General features: G+C 68.2%; 6 protein-coding genes and 2 pseudogenes. 3 read left to right on the forward strand and 5 right to left on the reverse strand.

The genetic code is table 11. The annotated features are described in order from the left end of the window. On the forward strand, positions 1–612 hold a 612-nt coding region (locus tag ACFWI9_RS31905; RefSeq protein ID WP_387168074.1), incomplete at its 5' end, for an ExeA family protein. Between the two features lie 808 nt (positions 613–1,420). Here the strand turns inward: ACFWI9_RS31905 and ACFWI9_RS31910 are convergent. Continuing rightward, positions 1,421–1,876, reverse strand: a pseudogene (locus ACFWI9_RS31910) (transposase); the annotation flags it as partial. Between the two features lie 254 nt (positions 1,877–2,130). Between ACFWI9_RS31910 and ACFWI9_RS31915 the strand changes: the two are divergent. Further along, positions 2,131–3,198, forward strand: coding sequence for a tyrosine-type recombinase/integrase (locus ACFWI9_RS31915; protein WP_387168077.1), 1,068 nt, complete (start codon positions 2,131–2,133; stop codon positions 3,196–3,198). Next, on the forward strand, positions 3,195–5,516 hold the full coding sequence (locus ACFWI9_RS31920) for a tyrosine-type recombinase/integrase (protein ID WP_387168080.1): 2,322 nt from the start codon (positions 3,195–3,197) through the stop codon (positions 5,514–5,516). The genes ACFWI9_RS31915 and ACFWI9_RS31920 overlap by 4 nt, the downstream gene beginning before the upstream one ends. On the opposite strand, the gene ACFWI9_RS31925 is transcribed toward ACFWI9_RS31920, so the two are convergent. The 4 genes and pseudogenes from ACFWI9_RS31925 to ACFWI9_RS31940 form a co-directional block, all read right to left on the reverse strand. Then, on the reverse strand, positions 5,462–6,034 hold the full coding sequence (locus tag ACFWI9_RS31925; RefSeq protein ID WP_387168083.1) for a hypothetical protein: 573 nt from the start codon (positions 6,032–6,034) through the stop codon (positions 5,462–5,464). The genes ACFWI9_RS31920 and ACFWI9_RS31925 overlap by 55 nt on opposite strands. 96 nt (positions 6,035–6,130) lie before the next feature. Then, positions 6,131–6,343 (reverse strand): annotated as a pseudogene (locus ACFWI9_RS31930) (transposase); the annotation flags it as partial. Positions 6,344–6,359: 16 nt separating this feature from the next. Then, positions 6,360–6,785: a hypothetical protein gene (locus ACFWI9_RS31935; RefSeq protein ID WP_387168086.1), complete on the reverse strand. Its 426-nt coding sequence runs from the start codon at positions 6,783–6,785 to the stop codon at positions 6,360–6,362. Positions 6,786–6,789: 4 nt separating this feature from the next. After that, positions 6,790–7,380: a DUF6192 family protein gene (locus ACFWI9_RS31940; protein ID WP_387168089.1), complete on the reverse strand. Its 591-nt coding sequence runs from the start codon at positions 7,378–7,380 to the stop codon at positions 6,790–6,792. Positions 7,381–7,413 lie beyond the last annotated feature (33 nt).

The raw sequence follows: 7,413 nt of genomic DNA on the forward strand, positions 1-7,413 counted from the left end.
GCCCTCGACCACCCCCGCCACACCGTCATCTACCTCCCCAACCCGGCCGTCGGGGTCGCCGGCATCCACCAGGCCATCGTCACCCGCCTCGGCGGCGTCCCCAAACCCCACCGCTCCACCCTCATCCCGCAGGCCGCGGACGCACTGGCCACCGAACACGCCGAACGCGGCCGCGTTCCCGTCCTGGTCATCGACGAGGCCCACCTCCTCGATCACGAACAGCTGGAAGCCGTGCGGATGCTCACGAACCACGACATGGACTCCACCAGCCCCCTGGCCTGCCTCCTGGTCGGGCAGCCGACCCTGCGCCGCAACATCAAACTCGGCATGCTCGCCGCCCTCGACCAGCGCATCGCGATCCGCTACAACATGCCGCCCATGACCGGCGAGGAGACCACCAGCTACCTCGCCCACCACCTCGCCCTCGCCGGACGCTCCGACACCCTCTTCTCCGACGACGCGATCACCCTCATCCACGACACCGCCCGCGGCTACCCCCGCGCCGTCAACAACCTCGCCGTCCAGGCCCTGCTGTCCGCCTACGCCGACAACAAGTCCATCGTCGACGAAACCTCCGCCCGCGCCGCCGTCGCCGAAGTCACCGAGGAATGACCACCACCGCGACCGGCACCCCGACCATCCCAGTGACACCGTGAGCATCAAATGCCCTGCCGGACTGCGTCCAGCAGGGCATTCTCATCGCCCCACATGCTCACCCTGAGTGGCAACTCCCTGCTCATCTTGAATGGCACCCAACACCAGGCCGGGTTTCGGTGAGCCGTGGTGCGGGCCGAGCAGGTCGTGGGCGTAGGTGCGGTGGTGCAGGCGCATGCCGCTTCGGCCCCGCGCACGCAGAGCCACGGCGTTCACTCGATTGGCGTATTGCGGGCTGGCGCGGAGACGCATGTGGGGCATGGGGACTAAAAACAGCAGGATTGGCAGCTCTTGCCAAACACGGGCTACCTTCAAATAGCTCGGCGTCGAAAGGAAGCCTTATGTGCGAGAAGAATAGGCCGCTTCGCAAAATACGAGCCAGATAGGGAGGGGGATTCCGAAGCGGAGCGTTCAGTGAACCATGAGGAGCAAGACGACGGGGGGGCAGGTGAGAGCCGCCAGAGGCGTCGACCGCGCGGGCTCTCTGGGGTTGAGCATGGCGGGCTCTGGCTGACTGTCGGTCGCCAGTCAGGCTCTACCTCAAGCGGTGGCTCAGAGCCTCGGTCCTGCCCGACCGTCCCGAAAAATACACAAGCCCTTGACGAGCACCTCACGCCATGAGAAGGACGTCCCCGGTGGCGGGCAGCATCGGCCACGAGTCACCAGCACCACCGGGGCGCGTCCCAGTATCTCCCACTGCCCACGAGTTTTCCATCTAAGCTGCGAGGGTGATCGGCAGGCCCCTTTGGCGCGGCCAGGCCGGGTTTCAGCGTTTTTTAGCCCACTCGGGGTGGGGGCTCTTGCGGGTGAGTCTGCGGGTCATGAGCGTGATGAGGGCCCAGGTCAGATGTGCCTCCGAGCGTTGCGGGAGGCGTTCGTAGTCGCGGACGTTGCGTCGGGCTTTCATGATCCAGCCCAGGGTCCGTTCGACTTTCCAGCGCCTGGGCAGGACGACGAAGCCTTTCGCTCCGCGGGGGCGGGAGACCGTTCTCAGGGTCATGTTGAGGAAGGCGCCTGACCAGTTGATGAGCTGGCCGGCGTAGGCGGAGTCGGCCCAGACCTGTGTGATCTGCGGTTGCATGACCCGCAGGCGCCAGAGGAGTTCGCGGGCGGCGTCCCGGTCGGTGGTGTCGGCGGGTGTCACCGTGATCATCACCGGAAGCCCGAGGGTGTCGACGGCGATGTGTCTCTTGCGGCCGTTGATCTTCTTCCCGGCGTCGAAGCCGCGGGTGGCCTTGGAGACGGTCTAGGCGCCCTTGACCGACTGCGAGTCGACGATCAGCGTCACTGGCCAGGGGCATCGTCCCTGGCCAATGCGGATCTGCCGACGGAGTTGATCACGGAGGAAGGCGATGACGCCGCGGCGGTGCCAGGAGGCGAAGTGGTAGTAGACGGTCTGCCTATCAGTTACGTGGAATCACGCGCCGCGGGAGCCATCTCGTATCCTGCGGCGTCCCCATGGGCTGAGGAGGCGTCTTGGGCAGCGCGGTGGTGCTGGAGGAGAAGTGGCCGGTCCTGGGCCGGCATGAGCGGGCGGCCGAGTGGCTGCGGGTGTGGACGGACCTGGGAAGGGCACCGCGGACGATCGATGCGTACGCACGGGGTCTGGCCGAGTACCTGTTGATCTGCGAGCGGGATGACGTCGACCCGGCGACGGCGGGTCGGCTGCACGTGGCCGCGTTCGTTAAGGACTTGTCTACGCGGCGGAGCCGCCGGGGAGCGAACGTGGTTGCGTTGGACTCCGGTGTGGGGCTGGCGAACGCGACACTGCAGCAGCGGCTGGTGCCGGTGCGGTTGTTCTACGACTACCTGATCGAGGAGGGGCTGCGGCAGTCGAACCCGGTCGGCCGTGGACGCTACACGCCAGGCCGGAAGTTCGGGAGCCACGAGCGCGGTCTGGTGCCGCGGCTGGTGAAGCTGCCCTGGATCCCCAGTGAACAGCAGTGGCTCGACCTGCTGGACGTCGTGCGCCAGGAGCCGGTACGGAACCGGGTGATGCTCGCCCTGGCCTACGACGCCGCTCTCCGGCGTGAGGAGCTTTGCTCGCTGCGGACCGACGATGTCGATCCGGCCCACCGGACGCTTCGGATCAGGGCGGAGACGACAAAGACTCGCCGGGAGCGCGTGGTTCCCTACTCCGCTCCGACCGGCGTACTGCTGTCCGGCTACCTCGCGCATCGGGCCACGATCAGCCGGGCCCGCGGCCCGCTGTTCCTCTCGGAGTCGCGCCGCAATCACGGGCAGCCGCTGAGTTTGTGGACCTGGTCGAAGGTGATCCGCCGCGTCGCTCTGGCCGCCGACTTGCCGCGCTTCTCCACGCACACCACCCGCCACCTCTGCCTGACCGACCTGGCCAGGATGGGCTGGGAACTGCACGCCATCGCGACCTTCGCCGGACACCGCCACTCCGAGTCGACCATGACCTACATCCACCTGTCGGGCCGGGACCTCGCGGAAAAGCTGAACCGCGGCATGCAGCAGATCCACACCTGGCGCATCGACATGCTCTCCCGAGCCGACCACCCGGGCGAGGTGAACCGTTGACGGCGACTATCCCTTCAGCTTCCGCGGACAGCGGTGACGCCGCGGCCTGGACCTGGCCGCTCGACCTCGCCCGCTGCGACCGGCGAGCCCTCGTGACGGGCACTGAGGCGAACGTGCTCAGCACCCTGGAGATCGAGCAGGTCAGACGCCTGGGCCTCACGTCGGCGCCGGCCCCGAGACGGCTCGTCGAGCCCCTGGCTCACGCACGGGAGTGCCTCCAGTGGACGCCGGGCACGAGCCACCAGCGGAGATTCGCCCGGGACGCGGCCGGCCTGGTCCTGATCCGCTGCGGCGAACTCGGCCGCAGCTTCTGGGGCTGGTCGGACGAGGACTGGGCCGACCTGATCAACCGCTCCGGGGCCGAGTTCCGGCGTCTGTGGGGTGGTCAGATCGGCCCCAATGCCCGCCCGTTCCTGATCGCCTACGCCTACCTACTCGGCGGCTTCACAGCGTTCGAACAGGTCGGACGCTTCCAGCGGCCCACCCTCGCCCGCCGGGTCTTCGGCCAGGCCGCGGTCGACGACGCCGTCGGGAAGATAGTCGCGATCCTCGGCGACTGGGGCTACCAGCGCGGCCCCGACCGACTCACCTCCGCCGTCTGCCAGATCCTGCTGCTGAACCGCAGCCCCCGCCTAGAGGAGCTGACCAGTTCGGCCCTGGCGGCGATCCGCGCGACGCCGGCCATGCACGAGAACCAATGGGCCAGCGACCTCCACGGGATCCACCGGGCCCTGGCCGCCCTCGGGCACGCCGAGCCGCCGCCAAGTCCTCGGCACGGCCCCGGGCCCACGGCGATCGAGGGCGCCTCGGGCAGTTGGGCGGACTGGGTCGAGCGCTGGCACGCGACCTCGACGCTGACGCCGAAGGTCCGCGCCAGCTACCGAAGCGTCCTCGCGAAGATCGGACGCTGGCTGGCCGCCGAGCACCCCGACGTCCCCGCGCCGGAGCACTGGACCCGCCAGACCTGCGCGTCCTGGGTCGCGGCGGTCGACCGCATGAGGGTCGGGGACTTCTCCCAGTGGACGGCAGGCATGCGGTCGCAGGGCCGGATCGGCAAGCCGCTCACCCCGCAGGCGAAGTCCGGCTACCTGAAGGTTCCCCGCGCCTTCTTCCGTGACCTGCACGAATGGGAGTGGATCCCGCAACGCTTCAACCCGGCCCACGCGCTGAGGACACCCCGCAGCGTCCAGGCCCTCATGGGTCCGGACCCGCGCGTGATCGCGGACGACATCTGGGCCAAGCTGTTGTGGGCCGGGCTGAACGTCGAGCCCGGCGACCTGCCGACAGCGGACGGCCGCACCTACCCGGCCGAGCTGATCAGGGCCATCACCCTGACCTGGCTGTTCGCCGGGCAACGCAGCGACGAAATCGCACGGCTCCGGCTCGGCTGCATCCGCTGGCAGCACGACGGAATGCCCATCCCCGGCGACTCCGGCGAGGTCCTCGCCCGCGACGCCGTCTGCCTGCTCGACGTCCCCACCCACAAGACCGGCACCGCGTTCACCAAGCCCGTCGACCCGCTCCTGGGGCAGGCGATCGAGGCCTGGCAGGCGGTCCGCCCCAACCAGCCCGCCATCCTCGACCCGAAGACGAACGAGCGCGCGGACTTCCTGTTCGCCTTCCGCGCCCGCCGGGTCTCCAAGCACTACATCAACGAGACGGTCATCCCGATGCTCTGCCGCAAGGCCGGCGTTCCCACCGCCGACGTCCGCGGCAACATCACAAGCCACCGGGCCCGCTCCACCATCGCCAGCCAGCTCTACAACGCCAAGGAGCCCATGACCCTGTTCGAGCTGCAGGAATGGCTCGGCCACCGAACTCCCGAAGCCACCGCCCACTACGCGAAGATCACCCCGAACACGCTGGCCAAGGCCTACAACGACGCCGGCTACTTCGCCCGCAACGTCCGCACCGTCGAAGTCCTCGTCGACCGAGACGCCGTCGCCTCCGGCGCCGCCGCGAACGGCGACCCCTGGCAGTACTACGACCTCGGCCACGGCTGGTGCACCTACACCTTCTTCGAGCAGTGCCAGCACCGCATGGCCTGCGCACGCTGCGACTTCTACACCCCGAAGGCCTCCAGCAAGGGCCAACTCCTGGAGGCCAAGGAGAACCTGCAGAAAATGCTCGCGGCCATCCCGCTGACGGACGACGAACGCGCCGCCGTGGACGACGGACAAGCCGCACTCGACCAGCTACTGGAGCGACTCACCGACATCCCCACGCCAGCCGGACCGACTCCCCGGCAGATCGGCATCCCAGCTCAGGCCACCCTGCTGCCGATCATCGAGATCAACCGGAAACCGACCGAGCAGTAGTACTCAGCGGCCCAGCCTGTGTCGGACGTAATCCGGGTGGGCCGCACCGACCTCGATGCGGTTCTCGTCCAGGCCGTTGACGATCCGCAGGCAGCCGCTGGCGAAGGCGAACTCCACCGCCGCACGGTTCCTGCCGCCAGGTCACTGTCGGCTGGCTGCCATTCGAGAAGGGTGACCTCCCGCAGTTCGTGGCCGACGAACGGTTCGAGGCGTTCGTCGCTATGAGACCACCGGGGCGTGAGCTCGAACCATTCCCAGCCCGTGATGGTCGCCGCGGTGTCGATCATGTTCCAGCCGATCGAGAGCTCGTCGAGCTTCCAGTGGCAGACCTCCACCTGGACCCCGTCGAAGTCCAGCACCACCGGGCAGTCGGCGAACCAGTCCCCGTCCTCGACGAACCGCACCAGTGCGAACCCCGTCAGACGCCTACCGGCGAGCGTCGCCAGGCGTGATCCGTGCGCCTGCCGAATCGCTTCGACCCCGATCAGGAAGGACGGCTCGAAACCAGAGATCCCCATGTTCACAGCACATGAGTCTCCCGGCCTTGGCCCAGTCGGCCAACACATATCGACCAAGAGGATCTACGGCGCCACTTGACAGGCCGGATTCCACAGAAAGGGCGGATAGTCCGCAGGCAGGGCCCGCCACTTGACCCCGTTGTCGACCAGGTAGCGGATCGCATCCACGATGTCGCGGCGGTGCCACTTCTCCGGCCGGCCGCCCGCTCGGGTCTGACAGGCCGGCAGGGGAAGCAGCGGTTCGATCAGCGCCCACTCCGCGACAGACGTGTCAGACGGATAGCGGCGCCGGCGGCTCGAAGATGGCATGGGGAGACGTCCGGGGTCATTTGGAGAGCTGGGCGAGAGTGGCGCGGACGCCGGTGAGCTGAGCGGATGCGAGCTGGGCCCATTCGTCGTCGGGGTGGCGTTGCAGGTGCGTGTCGAGCGTCCCCGTGATCAACCGGGTGAGTCGGCCCAGGACGAGGCGGAACTGCTTCTTCTCGTATTCGATCCAGTCGGCGGGTTCCTCGGAGAAGAGGTAGCCGTCCTTGCGGCGCCAGATGATCGGGGTGAGGTGTTCGGATGCCCCGACGTCCCGCAGGTGACGGACCCCGCGGGCGACCTGGGACGGGGAGAGGCGTGTGGCGGCAACCAGCTGCTTGGTCTGCAAGCCTGCGGGTCTGGCTTCCATGAGCGCGACGCGGACCAGGTCGCCGTAGTGCTCGGACAGCGGCCGGACCTGACCTGCGCCGCGGGGGCAGCGGGCCACCGGTTCACTCGCCCTTGAGGAGCTGGGCGAGCTGCTCGTCCAGGGTGAAGGTGCCCGTCTCGAGCGCGGCCTCCAGCCAGTCGGCGGCGCCTCGGACCTTCGCGATGGAACGGCGGATCGTCTCGCGCTCGTCGTCGCTGAACTCTTGGTCCCGCATGCGGGGAACAAGCCGGCCCAGGGTGGCGGCATACTGATGCGCGGAGCCGACCAGGTCGAGGTATTCCATCGTGTGCTCGATCTTGCGGACCGCGGGCATGCGCTCGCGGATCTGCTCGCGGGCCTGTTCGGAGTTGTCGAACTGGGCCCGGTTGACAGTGAATCGGACATCGTCGTTGCGCATCGTCTGCCGGGCGACCCGGGGACGTTGCAGCAGCTCGGAGGTGACCGAGGTGGCCACCTCGTCATCGCGGGTGAGTTCCTTCATCACCCTGACCCGCTCGGCGGCTGGCATGCTCGACGCGGTCTCGGGCCGGGAAAGCAGGGAGGCAGTCACTTGGACCGCGACGTCGTCATCGCGGGTGAGGTCCTTGACTGCCCGGTGTCTGCGTACGACCTGACATGCAGAGGTGCGTACGACCTCACGTCCAGAGGTCAGCTGGTGTGATCATGCCACGCTGGTGGCTCCGTC

The sequence above is a fragment of the Streptomyces sp. NPDC127084 genome, assembly GCF_042724175.1.
GTDB lineage: Bacteria > Actinomycetota > Actinomycetes > Streptomycetales > Streptomycetaceae > Streptomyces.